Source organism: Candidatus Neptunochlamydia sp. REUL1 (assembly GCF_963457595.1).
GTDB lineage: Bacteria > Chlamydiota > Chlamydiia > Chlamydiales > Simkaniaceae > Neptunichlamydia.
Genome location: NZ_OY735137.1, coordinates 462,057 through 484,824, shown reverse-complemented (window position 1 = coordinate 484,824; position 22,768 = coordinate 462,057). Strand labels below are relative to the sequence as shown.

Annotated in this window: 24 protein-coding genes; 10 read left to right on the top strand and 14 right to left on the bottom strand. The window is 42.2% G+C overall.

Features of this window, described 5'->3' with window-relative positions; all coding sequences use genetic code 11:
• Positions 1-139 precede the first annotated feature (139 nt).
• From R2I63_RS02845 to R2I63_RS02835, 3 genes are read right to left on the bottom strand one after another with little or no spacing between them, the layout of a single operon-like run.
• Complete coding sequence (locus R2I63_RS02845; protein WP_316358606.1) at positions 140-1,411, bottom strand: MFS transporter; 1,272 nt, start codon at positions 1,409-1,411, stop codon at positions 140-142.
• Positions 1,408-2,130 carry a BPL-N domain-containing protein gene (locus R2I63_RS02840; protein WP_316358604.1) on the bottom strand — a complete coding sequence of 241 codons (723 nt, stop codon included), beginning with the start codon at positions 2,128-2,130 and terminating at the stop codon, positions 1,408-1,410. Before R2I63_RS02840 ends, R2I63_RS02845 begins: the two co-directional genes overlap by 4 nt.
• Positions 2,127-4,256, bottom strand: a complete 2,130-nt coding sequence (locus R2I63_RS02835) for an amino acid permease (protein ID WP_316358602.1) — start codon at positions 4,254-4,256, stop codon at positions 2,127-2,129. The genes R2I63_RS02840 and R2I63_RS02835 overlap by 4 nt, the downstream gene beginning before the upstream one ends.
• A gap of 98 nt (positions 4,257-4,354) precedes the next feature.
• Here R2I63_RS02835 and msrA point away from each other — a divergent pair, with 98 nt between their 5' ends.
• Positions 4,355-4,801 carry a peptide-methionine (S)-S-oxide reductase MsrA gene (gene msrA, locus R2I63_RS02830; protein WP_316358600.1) on the top strand — a complete coding sequence of 149 codons (447 nt, stop codon included), beginning with the start codon at positions 4,355-4,357 and terminating at the stop codon, positions 4,799-4,801.
• Here the strand turns inward: msrA and R2I63_RS02825 are convergent.
• Positions 4,795-5,268 (bottom strand): DoxX family protein, encoded by a 474-nt coding sequence (locus tag R2I63_RS02825; RefSeq protein ID WP_316358598.1) that lies wholly within the window; start codon positions 5,266-5,268, stop codon positions 4,795-4,797. The genes msrA and R2I63_RS02825 overlap by 7 nt on opposite strands.
• A gap of 103 nt (positions 5,269-5,371) precedes the next feature.
• On the opposite strand from R2I63_RS02825, the gene R2I63_RS02820 reads away from it, so the two are divergent.
• From R2I63_RS02820 to R2I63_RS02810, 3 genes are all read left to right on the top strand, one after another.
• Entirely contained in the window at positions 5,372-6,820 is a 1,449-nt protein-coding gene (locus R2I63_RS02820) for a S1C family serine protease (protein WP_316358595.1), read from the top strand.
• Positions 6,817-8,157, top strand: a complete 1,341-nt coding sequence (locus R2I63_RS02815) for a carbohydrate porin (protein ID WP_316358594.1) — start codon at positions 6,817-6,819, stop codon at positions 8,155-8,157. Before R2I63_RS02820 ends, R2I63_RS02815 begins: the two co-directional genes overlap by 4 nt.
• Before the next feature lie 105 nt (positions 8,158-8,262).
• On the top strand, positions 8,263-8,469 hold the full coding sequence (locus tag R2I63_RS02810; protein WP_316358592.1) for a hypothetical protein: 207 nt from the start codon (positions 8,263-8,265) through the stop codon (positions 8,467-8,469).
• Positions 8,470-8,615: 146 nt separating this feature from the next.
• On the opposite strand, the gene R2I63_RS02805 is transcribed toward R2I63_RS02810, so the two are convergent.
• Both R2I63_RS02805 and R2I63_RS02800 read right to left on the bottom strand, forming a co-directional pair.
• A complete protein-coding gene (locus R2I63_RS02805; protein WP_316358589.1) occupies positions 8,616-9,215 on the bottom strand; it encodes a tetratricopeptide repeat protein in 600 nt (199 codons plus the stop codon).
• Positions 9,216-9,293: 78 nt separating this feature from the next.
• A complete protein-coding gene (locus R2I63_RS02800) occupies positions 9,294-11,462 on the bottom strand; it encodes a M3 family metallopeptidase (RefSeq protein ID WP_316358585.1) in 2,169 nt (722 codons plus the stop codon).
• A gap of 59 nt (positions 11,463-11,521) precedes the next feature.
• Here R2I63_RS02800 and R2I63_RS02795 point away from each other — a divergent pair, with 59 nt between their 5' ends.
• From R2I63_RS02795 to R2I63_RS02780, 4 genes are all read left to right on the top strand, one after another.
• On the top strand, positions 11,522-12,061 hold the full coding sequence (locus R2I63_RS02795) for a hypothetical protein (protein WP_316358583.1): 540 nt from the start codon (positions 11,522-11,524) through the stop codon (positions 12,059-12,061).
• A 348-nt stretch (positions 12,062-12,409) separates the two neighbouring features.
• A complete protein-coding gene (locus R2I63_RS02790) occupies positions 12,410-12,571 on the top strand; it encodes a hypothetical protein (protein WP_445083656.1) in 162 nt (53 codons plus the stop codon).
• A gap of 169 nt (positions 12,572-12,740) precedes the next feature.
• Entirely contained in the window at positions 12,741-13,067 is a 327-nt protein-coding gene (locus R2I63_RS02785) for a type II toxin-antitoxin system RelE/ParE family toxin (RefSeq protein WP_316358580.1), read from the top strand.
• Positions 13,068-13,069: 2 nt separating this feature from the next.
• A complete protein-coding gene (locus R2I63_RS02780; protein WP_316358578.1) occupies positions 13,070-13,372 on the top strand; it encodes an addiction module antidote protein in 303 nt (100 codons plus the stop codon).
• Positions 13,373-13,487: 115 nt separating this feature from the next.
• Here the strand turns inward: R2I63_RS02780 and R2I63_RS02775 are convergent, their stop codons facing one another.
• The 6 genes from R2I63_RS02775 to R2I63_RS02750 all read right to left on the bottom strand — a co-directional run bounded on the left by R2I63_RS02775 (position 13,488) and on the right by R2I63_RS02750 (position 19,173).
• A complete protein-coding gene (locus R2I63_RS02775) occupies positions 13,488-13,958 on the bottom strand; it encodes an IS630 family transposase (RefSeq protein ID WP_316359719.1) in 471 nt (156 codons plus the stop codon).
• On the bottom strand, positions 13,945-14,313 hold the full coding sequence (locus R2I63_RS02770; protein ID WP_316356349.1) for an IS630 transposase-related protein: 369 nt from the start codon (positions 14,311-14,313) through the stop codon (positions 13,945-13,947). Before R2I63_RS02770 ends, R2I63_RS02775 begins: the two co-directional genes overlap by 14 nt.
• Before the next feature lie 506 nt (positions 14,314-14,819).
• Entirely contained in the window at positions 14,820-15,518 is a 699-nt protein-coding gene (locus R2I63_RS02765) for an ABC transporter ATP-binding protein (protein ID WP_316358575.1), read from the bottom strand.
• A 3-nt stretch (positions 15,519-15,521) separates the two neighbouring features.
• The gene (locus R2I63_RS02760) at positions 15,522-16,688 is read right to left on the bottom strand and encodes an ABC transporter permease (protein WP_316358573.1); all 1,167 of its coding nucleotides are present in this window, start codon (positions 16,686-16,688) and stop codon (positions 15,522-15,524) included.
• On the bottom strand, positions 16,689-18,278 hold the full coding sequence (locus R2I63_RS02755; RefSeq protein WP_316358571.1) for an efflux transporter outer membrane subunit: 1,590 nt from the start codon (positions 18,276-18,278) through the stop codon (positions 16,689-16,691).
• Positions 18,265-19,173, bottom strand: a complete 909-nt coding sequence (locus tag R2I63_RS02750) for an efflux RND transporter periplasmic adaptor subunit (RefSeq protein WP_316358569.1) — start codon at positions 19,171-19,173, stop codon at positions 18,265-18,267. Before R2I63_RS02750 ends, R2I63_RS02755 begins: the two co-directional genes overlap by 14 nt.
• A gap of 63 nt (positions 19,174-19,236) precedes the next feature.
• Between R2I63_RS02750 and R2I63_RS02745 the strand changes: the two genes are divergently transcribed.
• Positions 19,237-19,944, top strand: a complete 708-nt coding sequence (locus R2I63_RS02745; protein ID WP_316358566.1) for a hypothetical protein — start codon at positions 19,237-19,239, stop codon at positions 19,942-19,944.
• A gap of 5 nt (positions 19,945-19,949) precedes the next feature.
• Here the strand turns inward: R2I63_RS02745 and R2I63_RS02740 are convergent, their stop codons facing one another.
• Positions 19,950-21,203, bottom strand: coding sequence for an MFS transporter (locus tag R2I63_RS02740; protein WP_316358564.1), 1,254 nt, complete (start codon positions 21,201-21,203; stop codon positions 19,950-19,952).
• A gap of 25 nt (positions 21,204-21,228) precedes the next feature.
• Entirely contained in the window at positions 21,229-21,531 is a 303-nt protein-coding gene (locus tag R2I63_RS02735; RefSeq protein WP_316358562.1) for a hypothetical protein, read from the bottom strand.
• 483 nt (positions 21,532-22,014) lie between these two features.
• Between R2I63_RS02735 and R2I63_RS02730 the strand changes: the two genes are divergently transcribed.
• Positions 22,015-22,626 carry a 2'-5' RNA ligase family protein gene (locus R2I63_RS02730; protein WP_316358557.1) on the top strand — a complete coding sequence of 204 codons (612 nt, stop codon included), beginning with the start codon at positions 22,015-22,017 and terminating at the stop codon, positions 22,624-22,626.
• Positions 22,627-22,768: the final 142 nt, after the last annotated feature.

Genomic DNA, 22,768 nt, shown 5'->3' with positions numbered 1-22,768 from the left:
ATCCTTACTTTTGCCTTCATAAAAGATCTTTCTCCCCCGACCTCATTGGGTGCTTCTTTGGGGCTTAATGTCGCAATGAGTGTTGCTGGGGGGACTTGTTTGTAATTACCTCGTGAATGGGATTCTTACCTTTTTTTTCTTAGCGGGGCTCTGTATTGTGCTCTTTTTCCTTAGAGAAACGCGCTGCCGGAAGGCGACTTCCTAGATAGATAGTAAAGATTGCTATAGTGGCAAGTCCCATTAGGTAAAGAGCTGGAGAGGCGACCCACCCTGTTTGCTTATAGAGGAAGAAGCTAAAGCTGCAGGCACTTGTTCCTAAGAACTGGGACCCGATTGCATTTCCGAAGGCTATCAATGTATAGCGACTCTCTGCAGGAATAAGGTCTTGATAAAAAGGGGCTAAGACTACTGAAAACCCTACTCCAAAAGAGACAAATACTAGTCGAATTGCCATGATAACCATTAATGGTGCGGTGGCCAAAAAGGAATAGAGGGGAATCGAAAGGAGGCAAATTAATCCTCCAAAAAAGAGGAGGAGCCTCTCTTTTGGAAATCGAGTAGCCAAAATTCCTGCAAGGGGCAATAGGAGGAAATCAAATCCCAAGATATAGGTATTTGCTTGCATCGCTTCTTCCCTTGTAATCGAGCCGATAAGAGGAAGATATCCGTTGAGAAAAGAGGTGATCATATAGTAGTTGGCGTAAGAAAACCCAGAAGTGAATACGATCATTAGAAATTGAAATCGGTATTTCCAAAGAAGAGGAAGAACCGAAACACGAGGCTTTGGTGAAATTTTTCCCTCAACGGCAGCGAAACGCATGAATAGGCCAAGAACACCGGTGATTCCTCCGATCCAGTAGAGTATCCGCCATGTTGTTTCAATCGATCCTTGAAAACTGAGAACCGTTACACTAAAAGAAGCGACTAAGATCCCTAGGATTGTTGAACATTCGTAAAGGCTGTTATAAAAACTGCGGCGCTCTTCAGGGCATGATTCTAAGATCAAAAGAGAACCTCCTGTTGTTTCTCCAGATGCAAAAAAGTTTTGGACCAAACGACCGAGGGCAAGCAGGCTTGGAGCAATCCATCCTGCTGTTTTGTAGGTAGGGATGCACCCCATAAGGGTTGTCGTAAGGGCCATTCCAATCAATGTTAAATATAGAGCAGATTTTCGTCCTTTCCGGTCCCCAATTCGGCCGAAGATAAGGGCTCCAAAGGGTCTTGAAAATAATCCAAGAGGCATCATTGCATAGGTGTAAATCAGTGCGGTAATTGGGGATGAAGTTTCAAAAAAAAGGGGGGCTAGGAAGGGGGCTAAAAATGCAAAGAGGGCTTTGTCATAATGCTCAAAAAGATTCCCCGTGCTTGCAGCAGCAAAGTTAACCCAAAACTGTCGTTTTGAAGATTTCATAAGTTTAGTAAACTCATGAGAAAAGCGATGAGGCGGTCTCTTTTTTGATCCGAAATTTTTAACTGATCGATCATTTGTTGTTCGCAGCCCTCTTTTTTTAAATTTTTTGGGCTTACCTCAAAATGAACGCCCGAAAGAATAGTGCTTCCTTTCCCAACTTTGCAATGAATAATTGCAGGCTGGTCTCCGGCATCATGAAAGCGAGCAAGGATGGTAATTCCGGGGTATTTCTCTGCATCTTTGAAGGTGCACCCCCCATTATAGTAGAGGCTGAGCTCATCCTCTTTGAAAGTGACGGAAGAGGCATGAGAGCCCTTTTCTGATTCGTAAACGAAGGGAGAGTGAGGATAGAGCGCTCCTACAGCCGCTCCTGGAAAAAAAGAAAGTTCTCGTTTTTCATGGACTTCAATAGGGGTCCCTTTTTCGAAGATGACTTCGGCAGAGGCAAAATATGCACCGGCGCAGATACCTAAAAAGCTCCCTCCTTCTTCTACAAACTTTCGGATTTTAGCGGTTCCCTTCCCTTTGAGTTTTCGGTCATAAGGGATGTCTCTTCCTCCAGGAATAATAAGAAGAGATGTTTCTTTTTCCCAATCACTGTTGCAAAGGATCTTGTGATCAATTGTCTCTACGTTAGCATAACGCATGCGAAAAGTTTTCAACGTTTCTTGAAGAGAAAATGAGCTAACTCCCTCATCAGCATAGATTAGCACCTTCATTCGAAAATCTCTTGGAAATTGAGCTTTTCTCCAGCTAGGACATAAGCCACATTCTTCATTCCAGCTGTTTGCTTCATGAGTCGCTTGTAATAAGTAGTATAGTCATCAAAGTCGGGGGCTCTTAGCCCCAAGAATGTCAAGTCGGCCTCTGTTGAGTATTCAGCGATATGCGCATAAAAATCGGTTGATTCGTCAAGGTATGGCTTAAAGCAGAGATTGTTGAAGCGGAGGACAGAATGGTATTTTTCAAAGAGTTTCGTCATATGAATCTCAGCAGCTTTATTTTTGACGAGTGTTTTAATCGTGATTTTTGCTTTCATCCACTCCTTTCCTGACTGTAGCAGGTGAGATAATGCAAGGGCTAGCTCAAAGTTAGAGTGATATCGCCCGCCCCACCACAGGTCGATAGAGTCCTTTTTTTCAATCGCGTTCCCTTTAAAGATGATGATGTTTTTCTGCAATTCATATGAGGCGCAAATCAGTTCACAAAACTCTTCTAACTTTTCTTCTGGGGGCTTCAAAATGATGGTGTTTGGTTGCAAGGGACCCAAGCCATAGTTCTGTACAATATTGTGTGTTCCCAGTGCCGAGGTTTTGTGGGCATTGATATGGAAAAAGCAAGAAATGTCCCGCTCTTTGAAATACTCTTCGAAAGTTGTTTGTGTAAACTCGATACTTTTACTTTCTGGAAGAGTTGTTCCATAGGTAAGAAAGCCCTTGGATTGATTGAGAGCATGGGCGAAATTGATCATCCCATGATCTCTCAACTCAGGATCTACAATTGCGAGTATATTGGGACGCCAGCTTCGTGGATTCTTTTTAATATGGACTAACTTATTCGTTGCCGTTGAAGCAAAAAAAGAAAAAATGCTGTAGCGGATGTCATTCCAGTTTCCCTTAAGGTTTCGCTTTGTCGTCCAAAAGCAGAGTCCCACGACCGCTAAGAGAACAATAAAAGTCCATCCTGCATTGATCATAAACATGCTCACCAAACAGGCAACCATTCCAACGAGCGAAAGGGCAATAGGTGTTTTAAAAAGAGGACGCCAACTAGGGTTCTTCAAAAGGGTTTCAAAAAAGGCGACAAAATTTAGGAGGCCGTATGTCATCAAACAGACCATCGACAGAATAGGAAGGAGGTGGTTCATATCAGTTAGCAAAGTCATTGCCGTTGCCAGGATAATGATCAAAATTCCTGCCAGCCTAGGGCTTTTTGAAAAGAAAGAAGGAAGGATGTTGTCTTTTGCAAGGGCTTGAAGCGTGCGAGGAGAAGTAATCATACTTCCCAGGGCACTTGAGAGTGTTGCTCCCCAAACTCCTAAGATAAAGAGAATACCCACTTTCGAAATATAATAGATGATCATTGGATGGGATTTCAGGTAATCACCAGGAATTTCCGTCGCTAAGAAAATGGATAAAGATATGTAGGCGATATAGGCCGTGAAGACTGCGCCGAGAGTTCCAATGGCTAAAGAACGAGAGGGGCTTTTTAAATCTCCTGACATCGCCATTCCTGATTCAATTCCCGTTGTTGCGGGAAAAAAAAGAGCAAATGCTGCCCAAAATGAGACCGTTTCAAAAGAGGGGAAAACTTTAACAGTTTCAGGAATATTTGCGCTGCTTCCAAAGAAAACCGATACGATAGAGGTGACGACAATGCAGAAGATAATCCCCTGGGTTTTAAGAGCAAAGTCGACAGGGAATGATGAGACAAGCGTAAGCCCTGCAAGAGTGCAAAGTTCCAGAAATGTCAGGGAAAAGTGGGGCATCAGTTCCTGAAGAGAAATTGCAAATCCCGATACGCAAATCGCAATCGTTGTCAGCTGGGCGATGGTTAAGAGAATTCCGATCGCGCTCCCAAAAGCCATTCCAAGAGAGCGGGAAATGATGTAGTACGAGCCGCCACTTCCCACTTTCATATTCGTGACAATTGAAGTCATCGATAGTCCTGTCAAAAAGAGGATCGAAGAGGCCATCAAAATGATGAGCGTCATTTTTGGAAGCCCAATGTGTCCTGTAATCCACCCAAGGCGCATAAATAAAATAACGCCCAGCATTTGCAAAACGCTCGGTAAATAGACTCCGGAGAAGGTCCCAAGCCCCTGTGTATTTCCCTCAACACGCATAGGAAACCAGATGTTAAACGGGCGTTTTAATATTTCCAGTAGCACCATATTCAAAACTTTTATAATCTGAAAGAACCAGTATACCAAACAAGTTGAATATGGAAAAGGCGACATTTGCAGCGGGATGTTTTTGGGGAGTTGAAGAGGCTTTTGATGGTCTCAAGGGCGTTCAGTCTACTCGGGTGGGATATACTGGTGGGAGTGCTCCTGATCCGATCTATAAAAATGTTTGCTCAGGCGATACTGGTCATGCGGAAGCTGTTGAGATTGTCTTTGACCCCAAAGAAATCTCTTATGATATGCTTCTAAATATCTTCTGGAAAACCCATGATCCAACTACCCTTAATCGGCAAGGGCCTGATGTGGGAACCCAATATCGTTCAGCAATCTTCACACATTCTTCCAAGCAAGAAAAGGAAGCGCGAGCTTCACTGGAGAAGATGACCCCTCACTTTGACAAACCGATTGTCACACAAATTCTTCCTGCTGCCCCTTTTTATGAGGCAGAAGAATACTATCAAAAATATTTTAAAAAGAATCAGTAGGTGGAGTGGCGTTTCTTTTTGCCGTAGACAAAATCTAACGAGATCTTTCCAGGTCCTGAGAAGAAAAGCCAGAGGAACATGAGGGCAAATAGAACTTCAGGGAGATAGAGGAAGTTTTCGAGAGTCATCAGTCCACCATGCAGCGCGACAGAAGCGATGCGGTCGGTCACAAGTGCGATAATCATGATGGCAAATAGAATGAGAGACGCGAGTGAGCAGAGGAGCCCAAGGAGAATAAGGATCCCCCCGATAAATTCTAGGATTGGGACAAAATAAGCATTAAACTCAGGAAAAGGTATGTTGGCTTTTTGAAGTGTTTTCAAAAGAGCCGTATGCTGCTTGGCGTGAAAAACTTTAAAGAATCCTGAAAGAATAAAGAAGATTCCTAGACAAATGCGTACGAGTAGAATGGGAAGCCATTCTCCCTGTCTTTTTTTGTAACCAAACTTTGAGAAAAACTGATACATTACTCACCCTAGTTTCCTTTTCCTCATATTCTGAAAAGGGATTTATTGCAAGAAAGGGGGAGATTACATAAGATCTTTTGAAAATTCATCGTAGGAATCATTCGTGAAATCATTATTTTTTGGGTTGCTCTTCTTTAGTTTCTCTGTATTTGGCATGGAAGAGATGGAAAACTCTGTGGTACAAATTGCGACAACTCACAAGGTATATGACTATGAAAGTCCCTGGGCTCCTCCAACAACAGAAAGATCTGGAGGATCAGGGTTTATCATTGAAGGAAGTCGCATTGTTACCAATGCCCACGTAGTAAAAGATGCTTCATTTATTGAGGTCCGCTGCGGATCTTCACGTGATTGGTATGAAGCACGTGTGAAAGTAGCGGGACATGATTGTGATTTGGCGGTTTTGGAATTAGAAGACCCCTCCTTTTTTGAGGGAAAAACAGCGCTTCAATTTGGTAGTGAGTTAATCCATCGCCAGGAAGAGGTTGCTGTTCATGGGTTTCCTGTGGGAGGACGTGAAATATCCGTGAGTAAAGGAATTGTCTCTCGGGTAGAAATTGGAAGTTATGCACATTCTGGTGCCAGCCTTCTGATCTCTCAGATTGATGCACCGATTAATCCTGGTAATAGCGGAGGACCGGTCCTTTCTGATGGAAAGGTCGTGGGAGTTGCGCATCAGGCTTCTTTTTTTGGTCAGAATATCGGGTATATGATTCCCATCCCTGTCATCAAGCATTTTATGGATGAAGTAGAAAAAGGGGAGTATTTAGGTTTTCCAGAAAATCCTTTTAAGGTTCAGCCTATTCGTAACCCTGCTATGCGTGCCTATTACGGTATTGAGAAGGGAAAGGGGGGCCTTCTTGTTGTTGAAGTTCCAGAAAATCACTTTCTTACAGACTTCTTAAAACCTGGAGATATTCTTTTAGCTCTTGATGGATATGAGATTGATTCTCATGGTTGGGTGGAATTGGAAGGTCTGGGAATTTCACTCCCTTTCCAATATTTGATTATGATGAAGCATTTTGGAGATAGCATTGATGTTGCCGTGCTGCGAGAAGGCAGTCGCCTGGAAGTGACGAGCGTTGTGGATCCAAAGCGGAAGGGAAGACCGCTTGTGCGTCAAGAGTTTGACAAACCTCCCACTTACTATATTTCTGCTGGGCTGGTGTTTCAACCTCTAGTACAAAACTTTCTTAGGCAAATTGACGTTGATCAAAGTCTTGGATTCATCGATCTTTTCTATGACCTTTTTCGCGGGAAAGTTCAGCGAGGAAGGGATGAGGTAGTTGTTTTGTCAAGAGTTCTTGATGATATTGTCAATGTGGGATACCAACATCTGGAAAAGAAAATTGTTGATCAAGTTAACGGAAAAAAAATCCGTAATATCCGCAGTCTGATTGAAATAACTGAGAATGACGAGGAGCCTTATATTTTTATTGTTACTCGAGATGGTGTTGAAATCGTTATTGATCGAGAAATTTTAGACACGAGAAATCAGAAAATATTGAACCGGTACTCTATTAATAACGATCGTTCGGTTGATTTGCAATGAAGACACTTATTTTAGCTCTTTTAGTTGTTGTTCACTTGCATGCTGGTGATGCAAACTTTTCTGGAACTGCTCCAAAGCGGCATCAAGAGATGACTGAAACTCTTCAGCCAGAGGTTACGGAGCTGTCGTGGTGGGATCGTCCTTATCTTACTGGTGACTGGAATGGAGGGCGCTCGAAACTTGCTCGCGATGGGATGACAGTTGGCATGTCTTACGTTGCGGATATCTTAGGGAATCCCATTGGTGGGAAAGCAAAGGGGGGTGCTTTTGCAGGTTCCTTTGGCCTCGATATCAATATTGATATTGGAAAATATATCGCTCTCAAGGGGTTGTCCTTCTATTCCTCAGTGGTGGGGCGTACAGGAACGAATTTAAGTGCCGATAAAATTGGGAATCAATATCCGGCTGCTCAGGTTTATGGGGGCCAAAATATCCGTCTTAATGAATTGTATCTGAAACAGGTTCTTTTTAAAGAGTGGCTTCTCATAAAACTGGGACGTCTTAATGCCGGGAATGATTTTTTGCAGTCTGAACTTTGCTACAAATTTGTGAACAATGGATTTGATGGAAATCCTATCTCCATTTTCTTTAACGGTCCGTTTACAGCCTATCCTAATGCTACGTGGGGCTTTTTGCTTCAGTTTCGTCCATACAAGAGAATATTAGCAAAAATGGCGGCTTATGTTGCTCAAGATAATGTTGCTGATAACAAGTATCATGGATTCAACTGGTCACTTAATGGCTCGGATGGAATGCAATTGATTACCGAATGGTCTTACCAAGTCAATCAACTCAAGACGGATACTGGCTACCCAGGGAATTATCGTGCTGGTTATTTTTACTATACCGATAGCAAAGGTGACAAGTTTTTAGGGGGACATTATCACGGAAACAGTGGATATTACTTCCTCGTTGATCAGATGGTCTTACGGGTGGGAGATCCTAAGTTGGAAAGAGGACTTACGCCTTTTGTAGCGGTTCTCTTTGCTCCAAAAGACCGGAACTTATTGCCATTCTATATTTCTTCTGGGCTTGTCTATAAAGGACTTTTTCCCTCTCGTCCTAAGGACTATACCAATCTAGGATTCATCTATGGAAAGTATAGCACTGACATGAAAGAGGCGCAGGGAATTGCCAAGCGTACAAGGATGACGCCTGTCCCGACTTTTGGAAATCAACCTCAAAATTTTGAAGCTTTGGTGGAACTCAACCATTGGTTTCAAATCAATCCCTGGTTTATTATTGTTCCTGATATCCAATACATCATTAATCCTCGAGGCCTTGGCACAACCAAAGATGCCCTGGTCGTTGGTGCGCAAATCAGTGTGACACTTTAACCCCAAATTGCGATACTTGTTCATTGAGAGGATTTGAAAGTTTGGAGGAAATAATAGGATTCTGCTATAAAAAAAATTTCCGTAATCAAAGCAAAAGGATCCAAAATGGCCAAAAAAAAGAAAAAAGCTAAAAAAAGCGAAGTACTTATTAAAAAAAGCCTTGTTCAAGAATATATCAAGTCAAGAGGAGATTTCAGAGTTTCTGCAGAAAGTTTTGAAGCTCTTTCAGAACGTGTTATGAATCTTTGTGACGAAGCCATGGACAGAGCTGAAATAAATCGAAGAAAAACAGTTCAAAGACAAGATTTCTAAGGTTCAAGAGCAACCAAAAGAAGGGGGATATTTTTCTGGAGGAAGTTTTTCAACGTGGCTCATGCATTTTGAAATATATAGAGAATATCACTCTATAAAGAAAAGAAGGGCTCCCTTTCCAGACTCGCATATGCCTAGGGGAAAGCCTAATTCAAAACCTCTGTTGAACTCAGCAAAAGAGAGAGAGAGTTCAAATGGGTGTCTTGAGGGGCTTTCTCTGTAAATGTTTGGAAGTCTTCTATCGAGCGGTCATACTCCCCCATGCAAAAGTAGGCTCCACTTCTTTGAAGGTAAGGGATAGGATCTGTGGGAGTTAGATCGATGGTTTTAGTAAGATCTACTGTCGCCTCTTTATACTGACCAAAGGATAACGCCTTTTCTCCCCGTAATTGGTGAGAAAGAGCGTTAAAATCTCTTTCTTTTTCAGAAGTAGAAAAAAATGAACCGTAATCGAAAGAGAATTTTCTATCGATCTCGCTATGCCCAAAATCTAGGGGGTGATTTTGCGCAGCAGTTGGAAGAGAAAAGCCAGCTTTTTTTCTAATAGACTCGATTTCATGTGATAGGTAAGGAGAGTAAGGAAGCTCTCGGCTTAGCTGATTGAAGCTATCATGGGCAAAAAGAGAGCCAACGACTCTCCCTGTTTCTTCATGAGAAGAGTTTTGAAATGCGTTGCCTGGATGGGCAAGAAGAGCAGGAGTTGTTCCAAGCAAAAGAAAGTGAGCAAGAAACTTGAATCTTTTCACAAAATCTCCAGAAGTCAGCGCGAGTGTATAATTCAACAGATCTCTTGTCAAGAAGCATTAGTTTGATTTCAAGCTTATCTATCTTAATCCCGCTTGGTTAAGAAGAGCGTCTATTGTAGGAGCGCGTCCACGGAAAGATTCAAAAACCTCCATGGGATGGACGCTACCGCCAAGTTCTAGAAAAGTTGTTTTAAACTTTTCACCGATTGCATGGAGCGCCGACCAGTTGTCTTCTCCTGCTTCAACAAAAGCTTCAAAGGCATCAGCGCTCAGAACTTCTGCCCACTTATAAGAGTAGTAACCAGCAGCGTAGGAGTTACCTCCAAAGATGTGGTGGAAGGAACAGAGAAAGCGGTCCTCTTCTAGACAGGGAAGGTGAGAGGTGGTTAGACATTTTTCATACCAGACATCAAAAGGTGTGAAGATGCCGTAAGGGTCATAGTCGCTATGAAGGGAGATATCGCACATGCTATATTTGAGTTGGGCTAGCATATTGCTTCCTCCATTGAAATTACGTGCGGAGAGAATCTTCTCGATGAGAACTTCAGGGAGAGGTTCTCCCGACTTGTAGTGGGCGGTGATTTGTCTCAGGGTAGGCTTATGATAACACCAATTTTCCATGAATTTACTTGCCATTTCGATCGCATCCCACTCGATTCCATTGGTTCCTGAGATGCTTCCATAATTAATTTTAGTGAGCATATGCTGGAGGGCATGTCCAAACTCGTGAAAAAGAGTTTCAAGCTCGCGGAAGGTAAGTAGAGCGGGGGCTTCACCAATCGGAGGAGCAGAGTTACAAACGATATAAGCAATAGGGAGTTGAAGCTCTCCATTGAGCATTGTCCTGTTAAGGCAAGTCTCTGTCCAAGCTCCACCTCGTTTTGTACTTGAGCGAGTAAAGGGATCAAAATAGAAAGAAGAGATCTGCTTACCATTATTATCATAGATAAGATAGTAGCTGATATCTTTATGCCAGACAGGAGGTTGAACTTCAGGTTTGACGATTGTAATCCCAAAGAGTTTTTGGCAGAGGTCAAAGAGGCCTTTAAGGACTTTTGGGAGCTGGAAGTAGGGTTTCATCTCTTCTTCCGAAAGGTGATACCTTTCCTCGCGAAGACGTTCTGTCCAAAAGGCGTAATCCCATGGCATAAAGGGTTCTTTAAATCCGGCACGTGCCGCAAAGAGTTGGACATCTAAAAGGTCTTCTCTTCCAGAGATCCAACTTGACTCTCGAAGTTTTTCCAAAAAGTTTTTGACGGTTTCAACATTAGGAGCCATTTTTGAAGCGAGGCTTAGTTCTGCAAAATTTTCATAGTCGAGGAGATTGGCGAGTCTTTTCCGGATTTGAAGTTGTTCTATCAAATTTGGGGTGTTGTCAATATCACCATCAGAGGCTTTTCTAATTTGCTCTCTGTAGAGGAGTTCGCGGGTTTTGCGGCATTTACAGTGGCGCAAAATCGTGAGGTGGACATGGGGAGTTAGGGATAGTTTCCAGGGTCCCTCTTGAGCTGTGGAAAGAGGATCTTTCTCTAAGCGCGTTGTATTGTATGATTCGGAAATAAATTTTAAAGTGGGTAAAGGAATTCCATCGAGTTCTTTTTTGTCTGTAATAATAAAAGAAGTTTCTTTCGTGGCATCAATCATATTGGAGACGTAGCTGCTTTGTAACTCAGAAAGTCGAAAAATAAACGTGTTAAATGTATCGAGGTCAGAGTCTTCAAGGTGGATCCCTTTCAGCCGAGCTTCCAAAAGACGGAGTTCAATAACCCGCTTCTGAGCAGAGGAATAAGTGTTCCAAGTTTCGCTAGTTCTAAGCGTTTCAAAAGCTTCAAAGAGGGGACGACTTTGTTTAATCCGAAGTTCAAGTTGGTTGATCCGCGGCTCAACGGTACTCCACGCCTCGCGAAGTGCTGGAGAATCCTTCACCAGTTTAAGGTGTGCCATAGGTCCTACCACACGATGAATCTTTTCCTCAACCTCTTCTAAGGGAACGATGATCGATTCCCAGGTGGGGTTTTCTATTTCTTCAAGGATCTCAATTTGAGGAAGAAGCGCTTCTTCTATCGCATTAAACGCTGGAAGAAAATGATCGGGTTCAATTTGGTCAAAAGGAATTAGGCGTTTGTAGTCAAGGAGAGGATTTGAAAGGTGTTGCTGATATAGTTCTTGATGAAGTTCTAATGCCATTACATTCCCGGGTGCATACATTCGGAGGACAAGTGTTGAAAAGTTTGTCGTATATGTCAATTGACTTTTTCGTTTTTTTTCAGTAGGTTGAAAAGATATTATCTGATTTAGGGCGTGCTATGGTTGGAAGCAACGAAGAAGTTGTCATTAAAAAGCATCATCATCATTGGAAAATGCGTTTGACGGTTGCCACTATTATGCTTGGGCTTTCTTTTATCGGGCTGATTATTTCAGATCTATGGACAAATGGAGCATGGGATTACTGGCGCTGGATGGTGCCTGTTTTTGCAGTCCTTTGTTTGTTTTTGTCATGGTATCTCAGACATAAGCAGCGTATGATGAGTACAACTACAATTTGGCACGAGTTGGTACAGTGGTTCGGTCTTGCTTTAGCGGTTTATTTAGTCTCTGTTTTTGTTAGTATCGGTCTCATGGGACGCTTTGAAGCAGGGCTGATTGTCTTAACGCTTCTTGCATTGAATACATTCATCACTGGTATCTATGTGGAATCAACATTTTTCGTGATTGGGATTCTACTGGGTTTGTTTGCAGCAGCAGCAGCAGTGCTTGCTGAGTATCTTTATACAGTTATGTTACCGATTACAATAGGAGTGGCGGTATTGCTCGTATGGGTTGCAAGAAAACGACGTACAGTTTAGTACTACTATTACTTTTTCTTAGCTCTTGCGGGCAGATTTCCAACCATCGTTAGAGAGAGAGAGAGGCCGCGTGCTAAAGCGGAGGCCCGCCCTGTTCCTGGAGAGGCTGATGAAGTAGGGTTTTGTCTTTATAAGCGGATAGGAGATGGACAGCTTTTTGCATTTGTCACCCGGAAAGAGACAGATAATATTCACCAAATCATTTTGGTTGATAAAAACGCTGCATATCCTCCTGCATTTGAAGCTATTCAAAATCAAAGACTCATTCCAATAGAGACTGAGCTTAGGCAGGTTAAGTATCTGAATAATATTGTTTAGCAAGACCATCGGTTTTCTAAGAGGAGGATAGTGTGGAGTCAATGGTTCCAAAGATTTGCAACAGCTGAAGCAACGATTGCAGGGTATGAGTCCATGCATATGATGCGTAAGGGACAAATAGAAGGCATAGGAAGGAAAGATGCTTCATCTCAAAAAATGTTTATAGAAGGGGTATTTGGGATAGCAGCCTGATGTTACTGAAACGGAAACAGCCTTGAATAAACCTTTCCCCATAGATAAAATTTTTGCACCAGAACCATGTTTGGAGGAAAAAGTCAAATAAATAAATCATAACTTGCTTATAGTAAAATATATAAACATGCTCTTGATTAAAATGTATCCTGTAAGATACAATAAAAGTGTGGAAATAAAGATCGAAATTTATGAAACGCACTCAGAAAAAAGCCCTTTTATAGATTGGATTGATGGGCTAAAAGAAATTCATACTCGCGCAAAAATCTTTACGCGTTTGGATCGTCTTAAAATGGGAAATTTTGGTGATTGTAAGTCGGTAGGAAATGGAATTTATGAGCTTCGTATTCATTATGGTCCTGGGGTAAGAATTTATTATTCTAAAATAGGAATGAAGGTGATTTTGCTTCTATGTGGAGGAGACAAAAGCTCTCAAAAGAAGGACATCAAAAATGCAAAAATGTTTCTTGAAGATTATAAGGATCGAAAGGATTAAGTATGGCAAAAAGTAGAAAATATCAAGATTGGCTTATTGAAAAGCTCAGAGATCATGATGAGGCTGTTGCTTATTTAAATGCAGCTTTAGAGGAAAGTCTTAAAGGGGATGAGGAATCTCAGCACCTTTTTCTTTTAGCTGTTAGAAATGTTGCAGAAGCTCAAGGAGGAGTGTCAAAGCTCGCTGAAAAAGCGCATCTTGGAAGAGAAAGCCTTTACAAGACTCTATCGGACAAGGGAAATCCTAAGTGGCACACACTTGTCTCATTGATCATTGCACTTGGTCTTAACCTAAGATTGAGCTAATGGCTCGTCTTTGCTTTCGTTTTCTTTTTTATAAAGAGCCAAAATCGCCTCACAAGCAACGCTTGATTTATCAACTTTTCGATCTTCCATATATAGATAAAGTGACTTAAATTAGTTATAGGCAGTGCTCCTTGAAAAGTTCGTCTATTCCACATTGATATTTTCTTCGCTTAGACTTTGCCTGTGCCCACTTGTGTTCAATAGGGTTTAGATCAGGGGAATAGGGAGGAAGATATTCCAAGGTATGGCCTGCAGCCTGGATCTTCTCTTGCATAGATTTGCTTTTATGGAATGAAGCATTATCCATAACCAGAATACTTTCAGAGGGAAGTTTCGGTAGCAAGTCCTCCTCTGCCCAAATGGAAAAGGCGTCTGTATTAATATTGCACTCGAATAACGCAAGTGTAAGGAGGCTTGTTCCAAGTAATGCCCCTATTGCATTTGTTCTTCCTTTTGCTCCCCAATCATGAGTGCCAAAACATCGCTGTCCTATTTTGGAGTAATCGTGGGTGCGGGGCATATCATGGGCAAACCCGCTTTCATCAATATACACAATTGGCTTTCCCAAACGTTTATATTCTGCGATTTTTCCTTGAAAGATTTGTCTTTTTGTTTCGCAGGCCTTGGGATGGTTGAGCGTTTTTTTTATAGCTAATTCTTAACCTCTTCATGGCACACCGAATGCCTGAAGTGCTTACTTTGAGACGATGTGCTCGTTCATAGTTGAAGGCATCAGGGTATTTCTTGATATCCTCCATCAAGATCTCTCTATCAATCTTTATTGCAGGTCTGATTTTAGTGCGCCTCGGCTCTAACCTCTTAGACCAGAGAAACACACTATTTACACTTACTCCAAAGCGTCTTGCTACTTGGGCAAAGCTTAATTTTTCTTTGCTTCGGATCGATAGAACTTTTTTTCTAAAATCTAGCGAATATGTCATTCAAAAAATTATAGCTAAAACGAAATATTTTAGCTATAGTGGAGATTTGAAAGAGGGCAGCGCTTCAGCAGGGAATGGTGGGATAACAACTTTTAGCAGGGGTAGTCAAGATAGAAATATTGAACTGTGGGCATATTTAAATGTGACCGTAACAAGGGAAGGTAACTGATGAGTGCGATTGCGAATCATTTCAGAGAACAGTTTCTTCAATTTCCTATTTCATTTATTTAAGTTAGAGTTTTAGGTCCTTAGCGTACGTTTCCGGTCCGGTGGGCTTTAGACCCCTACATTTAAGATCTACCAAAGGGAAGGGATTAATAAGTTCGTCAAGTCTGCGGGCCTTCGGGGGGTACGGCACACCGACGGAATTGCAACAACATCGGAGAAAATTCCTTCAATGTATCCTAGCGGTGTTTTCGCGGCCTACAATGATACAGAAAATAACTACCTCCTTTTTGATTGGTATGAGTTTTCGAGATTATAGTGTTTTAAGTTTAAATTGGGTATTACCCGTGATTCATTTTTTCAGAAGCAATATTGCCGTCTTCTAGGTGAACAATGCGATCGGCATAGTCAAAAATGCGAGAGTCGTGAGTGACGACAATCAAAGCCCGGTTTTCTTTGTCGACAATTTCCCTTAAGTGATTGAGAACAAGTGCACCGTTTTCGTGATCGAGGGCGCTCGTAGGTTCGTCGCATACGATCAGTTTGGGGTTATGAATGACCGCTCGAGCAATTGCAACACGTTGCTGTTGCCCTCCAGAAAGTTGTGCGGGGAAATTGCCCACTTTGTCTCCAAGACCAAATTGATCGAGACGCTCTTCAGCAAGTTTTATTGCTTCATGTCTATCCATATGATTAAGAAGGAGGGGAATCGCAACATTTTCAGAATTAGAAAGCATCGGAATGAGGTTAAAGGACTGGAAGACAAATCCGAGATTTTCTCCTCGAAATTTTGTTTTTTCAGAGTCAGAAAAAGTATCGATATCTTTTCCAAATAATTGGCAGTGCCCATTGTCATGACTCAAGATTCCTGCAATGATTGAGATGAGAGTGGTTTTCCCAGATCCTGAAGGGCCAACAAGCATCAGGAGTTCTCCTGACTTAACCTCAAGATCAATGCCGTGGAGTACTTCAAAGCGGAGGTCTCCTACTCCAAAAGATTTTCGAATTTGGGAACATTTTACGGCAACTTCATCTTTCATATCTTAACTCTTAAAAACAATTGCAGGGTCTAAACGATAGACCCGATTAAGACCTATCCATGCAGAAAGGCCAGTAATTAAAAACATCACAATGCCGCTAATCACATAGAGCTGCCACATCAGAAGAAAGGAAAGATCGCTATTTCGAGAAAACCACCCAAAAACAGCGGCAGCGCCTATCCCAAGTCCCCAGCCTATAAAGCCAACCCAAACAGCTTGAAGAAGAACCATCTTTGTAAGAAGACGATTATTGGCACCCATCGCTTTGAATGTAGCAAGGAAGCGGAGGTTATCAAGGATAAAATTATAGAACATTTGCCCAGAAATAGCCATTCCAATAATGACTCCTAAAAGAACCGCAATCCCAAAGTTCAGAGGAATTCCGGTATTTTCCATATAATAATCAAAGGTGAGCTTTTTAAATTCTCCATTGGTATAGGCTGCAAGATCAGAACGAGCATTAATCATACGGCAAAGTTCTTTCGGAGAGACCCCATCTTGTGCTTTGACTAGGATATAGGAGAGTTGTTTTCTCTCCGGAGGGGCATAGTTAAGCGCTCGATTGTAAGTTGTATAGATCACGGGTTGAGATTGGAATGTGCGCGATGAGTCGCAAATTCCGACGACTTGTGCTCTCCGATCGTTGATTTCAAGAACTTCACCGACTCTGAGTGGAATGACGGGTTTTTTCTCAGGGTTGTAGATTCCATTTTCAGCAAGCATTTCGTCAGCACCGACTTTATTCACAATAATTGCATCAACGAGTCTTAGATCAGAAATTTCCCCTTCCCTCATACGAGGAGGGCCACCGATCAGTGTTGAATCATCGATTCCAATGACATTACACATCTGAAAATTTCCGCCACGCAGGCGCGCTTTGAGGAGTCCCTTGTAAAAGGGTACAGCCCATTTCACACCTTCTATTCCGCGAACGAGATAAAGTTGGGTATCGCGCAGAGGTTTTACATCATCAATAAATCGTACTTGTTTATCCATCACCCAAATATCTGCTTGTGAGGTGTCAGTGATAAAACCAAACGTTCGGACCATTAATCCAGCAAAGATTGAAGATTGTTGAGCGATGATTAAAGAGGAGAAGCTTAGCCCCAAAATAATTCCGATAAACTTTGCTTTGTCACCGATAAGAATTTTGATCGCAAGGAGGAGCATTTACCACTCCCCACCAAGTGATTTGTAGAGAGCAACAAGATTGGTGCTCAACGCTTGAGTGCTATCCACAAGGTTGTTTTCTGCAGAGACACGTGCACGATCAGCATTGAGAAGTGCTGAGAAATCCACAAGACCACTGATGTAGCGATCGCGTGTTAATTCATAGGTGCGTGTTGCACTACTTACCTGTTTTTCAAAGCGGTCCACCCTTTCGTCTTCCTTGTAGTAGGAAACTAAGGCATTTTCAACATCTTCAAGTGAGGTAAGGATCGTTTGCTCGTAATCAAAAAGTGCTTGTTGTTGTTTGGCATTTTGCACTTGTATGTTTGCTCTAATCCTCCCAAAATAAATGATCGGCCATTGAATATTGGGACCAACCGACCAAGTGCGACTGCGCGATTTGAACCAGTTATTCGTGCGGTTACTTTCAAAGCCAAAACTTCCTAAAAGGGAAAAACGGGGAAAAAGATCCGCAATGGCAGAGCTGATGTTTGCGGTGGCGGCAGCAAGGGTTCTTTCTGCCTGGCGAATGTCAGGGCGGCGTCTAAGAAGATCTGAGGGAAGGCCGATAGGGATTGCGGCCATACTTACAGGGATGGCACGTTGCTCATCAAAATCACTATGGAGGCTTTCAGGAGATTTTCCAAGGAGTACTGCCATCCGATGGATAGCGCGGCGGTAATTGGTTTCAATTTCTGGGAGGATGGCTTCCGACTCTTCTAAGTTAAAGCGGACCTGTTGAGGCTCAATTTCACTATCGAGTCCCGCGCTGAAGCGAGATTCGGCGAGAGCTAAGAGCTCTTTTTGGATATAGAGATCCTTTTTTGAAAGAGTTATTCGGTGTTGAAAACCCCGGATTTCAATATAGGTGGAGGCAAGCTCGCTGAGAAGGGTAATGTATACATCGCGTGCACTATTGATCTCGGCTTCATATTCATAATAAGCCGCCTCTTTTTCGCGTCTGCGCTTTCCGAAAATATCCACTTCCCAACTTGCATCAAAACCTACCTTGTAGAGGTTTTGATAAGGAGGACCCATAAAGGGAGCATCGAAAAGAGATTGGCTAATGCGGGTGCGTTGCTCACCCGCGGTCATATCGATTTTTGGGTAGAGTTCGGCTGCTTCAATTTGGTAAAGGGCTCTGACTTCGTTGACTTTTTCAATGGCGATTTTTAAGTCGTAGTTTTGGGAAAGCGCTTCGTGAACAAGCACATCGAGGAGTGGATCCTCAAAGGTTGTCCACCATCTTTTGAGGGCGATTTCATCAATTCCTTCATCGCTATGAGGTTCCCCATAACTCTCGGGAAGAGCGACGGGTGGAGATTGATAATTGGGCCCCACAGCGCATCCTGTCAAAAAAAGAAAAAGGATAGATCTAGTGATCAGTCTCATAAATTTTTTGGCAAATTGACCCATCTTTTTCGGCCTTACTGCATGCTCGATCTCGGTAGCTTTATAAAGCTGCCATCGATCTCCGCACTTTTTAAGACCAAAGAATTTGAGCACACTTTTCCTGAAGAATTTATGAGACTGACCACTAGTGGTCAGTTTTTTGAGGGATTTTTTGGGTTGACCACTAATATCGTTCATTCGCTGGGATTCCTTTGATAAAAATGTCCATGATTTGTCCCGGGTAAATAGGGAGTTTACCTCTTTCAAAGGAGTAGATGATTTGCAATACGCGGGTATCGACCCTTTCTTGATTATATCCAGTGAGCGCTGATTTGGGGATGATATAGGGTTCAATATAGAGAAAATCTAGAGGGACACTGATCGAACTATTTCCTCGAACATAGGCGACTGCAGGAGCCCCTTTTTGCACACGCCATGCGTCATCTTCGTCAACTTCTATGCGAATATGAAGCGGATCGGTTTGTCCAAAAAGCATATGGGGTTTGTTATCAAAAGGATTGACATCTGCAGATTCCCCTACATGAATATTGACTTGAAGGACCTGTCCATTCATGGGTGCGCGAACTGTCGAGCGTTGAATTTTTGAAGTGATGACTTCCATTGAGGCTTCAGCTTCCTTCAGCTCGTTCAGGGCGGCTTCTGTTGAATAGTACCGTTTATTGATCTCGTTTTTACTCACAGCTCGTTTGTCTTTGAGACTGTGATAAAGAGAAAGCTCTGTTTTTTGATCCTCATATTTAGTTTTAGCAATATCCCGTTTCTGCTTGGCTTCTTCATATTCAGCGCTGAGCGTTTCAATATTAAGCTGGAAGAGAGGGGTGCCTTTCTCTGCGATTTGTCCCACATTCATAAAAACATCCGTGACAATCTCATTAAAAGGGGCTCCCACCTTAATGTTTTCAGATGCTGATTCTACAATTCCTGCGCCAGCAACGTAATGTTTGTAGGGAGGAGTCGGAGGAGAAAACTCAATTGGTGGAATCGGAGGAGTTCTTGCTCCATGAAATACCATGAAGAGAGCAAAGAGAAGTCCAAAAAAAGCCAGTGTAGGTAGGGTATATTTACGGTTCATTTAAGGAGCCTCCTTTTTTCATATATAGCCAATTGGGTATTATTAAAAAAAACAATAATACTTTTGGGATATAAATTTATTGATACAGTTTTTTTTCATGGTAAAAAACTTTGTGGTTTGGTACAATTCTCTCAATCAATATTTAATTTAGGCTTGGATATGAGTGAAATTTCTGCAATTGGGGGTGTTGAAGGGCCTCTGGCATTTGAGAGTTTTTATGAAGAAAATCTAGAGGATGCCTTAGAAGATATTGGTTTGTTCCTTAGAGAAACGCCGGCTGTTTGGGCTTACACCTCTGCAACCTATTTTGTCGTACGTGCCATTTTTTCGACTCAGATAAATTCAAGAACCAGTGTAGCTTTTGAAAAGCTTGAAATGGATATGATGCAGTGTGCAAGATCTCTTTCGTTTACTCCTACATTAAGAAATCAGATTGCCAGTGATATTGAGAGCATTGCTCAGGAAAAGCCCATGGTTTCTTCAAAGGCTTTGAAAAGTGCACTCAAATGCTCTTTAAAATCTCTATTAGCTGAAGTAGATATCTTCTCTGGGGGTGGGCTATTGCAAGATTCGTATATTTTAGAGGGGGTTAAGGGGACACTTTTCGCAATTGCGCATATCTTGCGAAGCAGCCATCTTTCACCCGAGCTGACTCGCAAAGGAGAGGATATTTTGGTTATCTTGCGTCAATTTCCTGGTCATGGTTCGCAGAATGGATTAGGCGTCAGAACAGAAATTTATCATTTGATCGACCTGCTTGAACAAGCTTAGGGCTCTTAACTGCACCATGGTTTATCTTTTTCACGGATGAAAAACGTGAAGATAAATGCAATAAGCATGGTAATGGGAAAGACGGTGAGGGCTATTTTATAGTTCGTTAGGCCATATATGCGGACTCCATGAAGCACTTGGTCATCCCAATTCCAATCTAAGATGAGACCTACGAGAGTTTGAACAAGGGAGCCTGCCACAAATACTAAGAAGTTTGTGATGGCAAGGGCAGAACCTTTTGTCTCAGGTAGGTTGAGTTCGATGGATAAACAATAACAAAGAAGTTCACCCGATAGACAGCAACCTAGAAGAAACATGAGAGTGAAAATCCAAAAGGGGTTTCGAATGGGGGTATAGGTGATGAGAGAGAAAAAGACGATACTGAGCAGGGTAAATGTAAAAAGCATGATTTTTCGATTGCAAATCCGATCAGAAATCGTTCCAATAATGGGTCCTGCTATAATCCAGCCTACATAGATCATCGATGTGGCATAGCTTGCCGACTCATTTGAAAACCCATGGGTTTGCTGTAGAAATGGAATAGCCCAAAGTCCTCCAAACGAAACAGTCGCTGTGTAGAACATCATTGCAACGATCCCATTAATCCAGGTCTGCGAGTTCTTGCAAACGCTTTTCATTCCTTGAATCATGGAGAGTTTAGGTTTAGGAGCATGGTGCTTCATTGAGGGAGGTTCGTTGCGTACAGCTAAATAGATAATAATTCCTAGCCCCACGCCAGCAAATCCTAAGATAACTGAAGCTTGCCTCCAAGAAAATATGTGCATGAGCTCAGAAAGTGGTCCTTCTCCAAAAACGGCTCCAAGCATCCCGATAGAGTTTCCAATCCCTACTAGAAGAGCAAGAATTTTTCCATGAAACCAATGAGAAGAGATATAGACCATTCCGATAAAGGCAAATGCTGAGCCTATTCCCATGAAGAGACGGGCAACAATGGTAAGCCATACCCCTGGGGCTATGCCAAAAAGAATAGATGCAATCCCACACATGAGGGTTGCAATCGTCAATAGCTTTCGTGCTCCAAAGCGATCCATCAATGCGCCGACGGGAAGCTGCATGGGGGCATAGGCATAAAGGTAAGCCGCAGAGATAACCCCAAAAACTCCAGCACCGATATTGAATGCCTTAAACAGTTCTGAAACCATAACGCTAGGTGCGACACGGAGGAAGTATTCGTAAAAGTAGAAAGCGACAGCAAGAGACCAGATGATCCAACGTCGCATATGAATATGTTTTGTCATCTTCTTCGCTATACCGCATTCTAGTTTATTTTGTGAAGAATGGAAGGAAAAATTTTTTTGAAAAAGGCGCTTTAAATTGAATCCACTTCTCTCTTTTTTTTTGATCGAGTATACCTAGGGTATAAAGAAGAGTACTTACCGACTGTTGAATGTTGTTTATGGGGGACTCAGTGGTTTTTTCACCGGGGTTGTTATGATGATGCTCTGGATCAATAACAATATGACACCGGCCATGCTCTATATGCTGATCCTCGATCAAATGAAGGTTTTTTACTTGCTTAGTGGGGCGTACAGTATACCGGTGAAAATCATATTGAATATAGCTCAATATGTAACAGCAATTATATTTGGAATTGTCTTTGCTCTGGTCCTTCATTGTCTTGTTAAGAGCATTTGGAATGGGCTTGGACTTGGCTTTATGTTTGGAATTATTTGGTGGATTCTAACACCCTTTTACCTCTTTCCTTTTTTCTTTGTGGTTTCCCCAAATGCTCAGTGGGAAGATCTGATAATGTATGAGCTTCTCGATTCTCTTATAAGCTATGTAATATTTGGGCTAGTCTTAGGATTTTTCTATGCACTTTTCTGTATGTTATTAAGGAGGCAGGCTAGACGTGGATGAGATTGAGGATAGAAAACGTCTTTTTTTTGGTTTGAAGTCCATACTCCATGGCCTGAAACCCTACCAGATGCACGGACACTAAAAGCAAAGCACCGACACCTTACATTGGCATTTTTAGGGGACACCTCCTACAGTAAACTTCGCAACCTTATCCCTAGGCTTCCAAAGCCGCATTTTCGTGTGGGACCCGTGGGAATTTCAGATTCTTGCTTGTGCCTTCCGAAGCGTCACCCAAACGTTGTGACATGGCACGTCGATCCCTTTGGAGAAGATTCTATGGAGACCTATCAAAAAGAGCTCTCAGAGTTTTTAGAACGGGAGGGATACCAATTGGAGCGGAGGGAATTTTTGAAGCATATTACCTTGGGAAGAAGTTCCTTTAGTGAGAGAGAATGGAAGAAAAACTTTCGTCCTCTTCCTCTATATTTTCATCACTTTCACCTCTATGAAAGTTATGGGGGGCTTCGATATGAACCGATTTGGAGCCATGATTTACTTCCTCCATTTGAAGAGATAGAGTCTCGCACAGACCTTACCCTTAGAATCTATGGGAGTAGTTTGCGGCAGCTCTTTTATAATGCACAAATTGCTTTGACATTTAAGTGTCCGGAGCTTCTTCCCTTTCTTGATCCAAGATTTGAAGGACATTCAATAGAGGAAGGAATTCTTCAACTGAATGCAATCATAAATCGGGCAAATAGTGAGGTCAAAGTCCCTTTGATGAATGTAAAGTTTCAGGGGGAGGTAAGCCCAATAAAGGGGATATTAATGTGGGAGATGGTTGTTAGGGCGTGTCCCTGAACTTCTTTTCCAGGATTTGGCCCACCTTTCCCCATCTGTATTTGTGTTCGATCTCAACAACTTTACCAAGTTGCTCTCAATCTTTATACGTCAACAGATGAGAAAATCTAGATACAACTTCTTGGAGAGAACTTTAGAGATG

Excerpts from the sequence above, each read along its gene's own strand:
- R2I63_RS02770 (WP_316356349.1), bottom strand. The coding sequence starts at position 14,313 with ATGACATATTCGCTAGATTTTAGAAAAAAAGTTCTATCGATCCGAAGC.
- R2I63_RS02760 (WP_316358573.1), bottom strand. The coding sequence starts at position 16,688 with ATGCTCCTCCTTGCGATCAAAATTCTTATCGGTGACAAAGCAAAGTTT.
- R2I63_RS02835 (WP_316358602.1), bottom strand. The coding sequence starts at position 4,256 with ATGCGTGTTGAGGGAAATACACAGGGGCTTGGGACCTTCTCCGGAGTC.
- R2I63_RS02740 (WP_316358564.1), bottom strand. The coding sequence starts at position 21,203 with ATGACAAAACATATTCATATGCGACGTTGGATCATCTGGTCTCTTGCT.
- R2I63_RS02810 (WP_316358592.1), top strand. The coding sequence starts at position 8,263 with ATGGCCAAAAAAAAGAAAAAAGCTAAAAAAAGCGAAGTACTTATTAAA.
- R2I63_RS02840 (WP_316358604.1), bottom strand. The coding sequence starts at position 2,130 with ATGAAGGTGCTAATCTATGCTGATGAGGGAGTTAGCTCATTTTCTCTT.
- R2I63_RS02755 (WP_316358571.1), bottom strand. The coding sequence starts at position 18,278 with ATGAACGATATTAGTGGTCAACCCAAAAAATCCCTCAAAAAACTGACC.
- R2I63_RS02795 (WP_316358583.1), top strand. The coding sequence starts at position 11,522 with ATGGTTGGAAGCAACGAAGAAGTTGTCATTAAAAAGCATCATCATCAT.
- R2I63_RS02845 (WP_316358606.1), bottom strand. The coding sequence starts at position 1,411 with ATGAAATCTTCAAAACGACAGTTTTGGGTTAACTTTGCTGCTGCAAGC.
- R2I63_RS02780 (WP_316358578.1), top strand. The coding sequence starts at position 13,070 with ATGGCAAAAAGTAGAAAATATCAAGATTGGCTTATTGAAAAGCTCAGA.
- R2I63_RS02815 (WP_316358594.1), top strand. The coding sequence starts at position 6,817 with ATGAAGACACTTATTTTAGCTCTTTTAGTTGTTGTTCACTTGCATGCT.
- msrA (WP_316358600.1), top strand. The coding sequence starts at position 4,355 with ATGGAAAAGGCGACATTTGCAGCGGGATGTTTTTGGGGAGTTGAAGAG.
- R2I63_RS02765 (WP_316358575.1), bottom strand. The coding sequence starts at position 15,518 with ATGAAAGATGAAGTTGCCGTAAAATGTTCCCAAATTCGAAAATCTTTT.
- R2I63_RS02825 (WP_316358598.1), bottom strand. The coding sequence starts at position 5,268 with ATGTATCAGTTTTTCTCAAAGTTTGGTTACAAAAAAAGACAGGGAGAA.
- R2I63_RS02750 (WP_316358569.1), bottom strand. The coding sequence starts at position 19,173 with ATGAACCGTAAATATACCCTACCTACACTGGCTTTTTTTGGACTTCTC.